The organism is Seohaeicola zhoushanensis, from assembly GCF_014656415.1.
Lineage (GTDB): Bacteria > Pseudomonadota > Alphaproteobacteria > Rhodobacterales > Rhodobacteraceae > Seohaeicola_A > Seohaeicola_A zhoushanensis.
In genome coordinates this window covers 1-1040 of record NZ_BNCJ01000070.1, presented here as the reverse complement: position 1 = coordinate 1040, position 1040 = coordinate 1, and the positions used below count along the sequence as shown (strand labels likewise).

The 1040-nt window shown below is 63.9% G+C and carries 1 protein-coding gene; it reads left to right on the top strand.

Annotation, left to right across the window (positions count from 1 at the left end):
* A partial coding sequence (locus IE266_RS26745) for an IS256 family transposase (RefSeq protein WP_189683185.1) occupies positions 1-1034 on the top strand: 1034 nt, incomplete at its 5' end.
* Positions 1035-1040 lie beyond the last annotated feature (6 nt).

The following is a 1040-nucleotide window of genomic DNA, read 5'->3' as shown; positions in this document are numbered from 1 at the left end:
ATGGCTACCGCGACAGGGATTGGCAGACCCGTGCGGGCAGTGTCGAGTTACGCATCCCGCGCCTGCGGACCGGCTCTTACTTTCCCTCGTTCCTCGAGCCCCGGCGCTCGGTGGAAAAGGCGCTGACGGCCGTCATCCAAGAGGCTTATGTCCATGGCGTTTCGACGCGGTCGATGGATGACCTCGTGCAGGCCATGGGCGGGAGCGGCATCTCGAAGAGCCAGGTCAGTCGGCTCTGCGAAGAAATCGACGAGCGGGTCGATGCCTTCCTCACCCGACCGATCGAAGGAGAATGGCCCTACCTCTGGATCGACGCGACCTATCTCAAGGTCCGCCAGGGTGGTCGGATCGTGTCCGTCGCCGTGACGATCGCGGTGGGCGTGAACACCGACGGCCGACGCGAAGTGCTGGGCATGGCGATCGGTGCTTCCGAAGCCGAGCCCTTCTGGACAGAGTTTCTGCGCGACCTCGTGCGCCGCGGCCTTTCCGGCGTGAAGCTGGTGATTAGCGATGCGCATGAGGGCATCAAGGCGGCCACTGCGCGGGTGCTGGCGACCTCCTGGCAGCGCTGCCGGGTTCATTTCCAACGCAATGCGCTCGCCCATGCCGGCAAGAGCAGCCGCAGGGTGGTCTCGGCCTTTATCGCCACCGCCTTTGCGCAGCCCGACCATGCCGCGGCCAAGACCCAGTGGCGGCTGGTAGCGGACCAGATGCGGCCCAAGCTACCGAAACTGGCCACGCTCATGGAGAAGGCGGAGGAAGACGTGCTGGCCTACATGACCTTCCCGGCCCAACATCGCGCGAAGTTGCATTCCACGAATCCCATTGAGCGCCTGAACGGTGAGATCAAGCGACGTACGGACGTCGTCGGGATCTTCCCCAACGAAGCCTCGATCCGGAGATTGGTAGGGGCAATCCTGATGGAGCAGACCGAGGAATGGACCGTCCAGCGCGGCCGTTACATGACACTGGAAACGCTCACGCAGCTCTGCGATGATGTCATGGTCAGCCTGCCTGCTGCGCAGCGCGACTGACCAGCT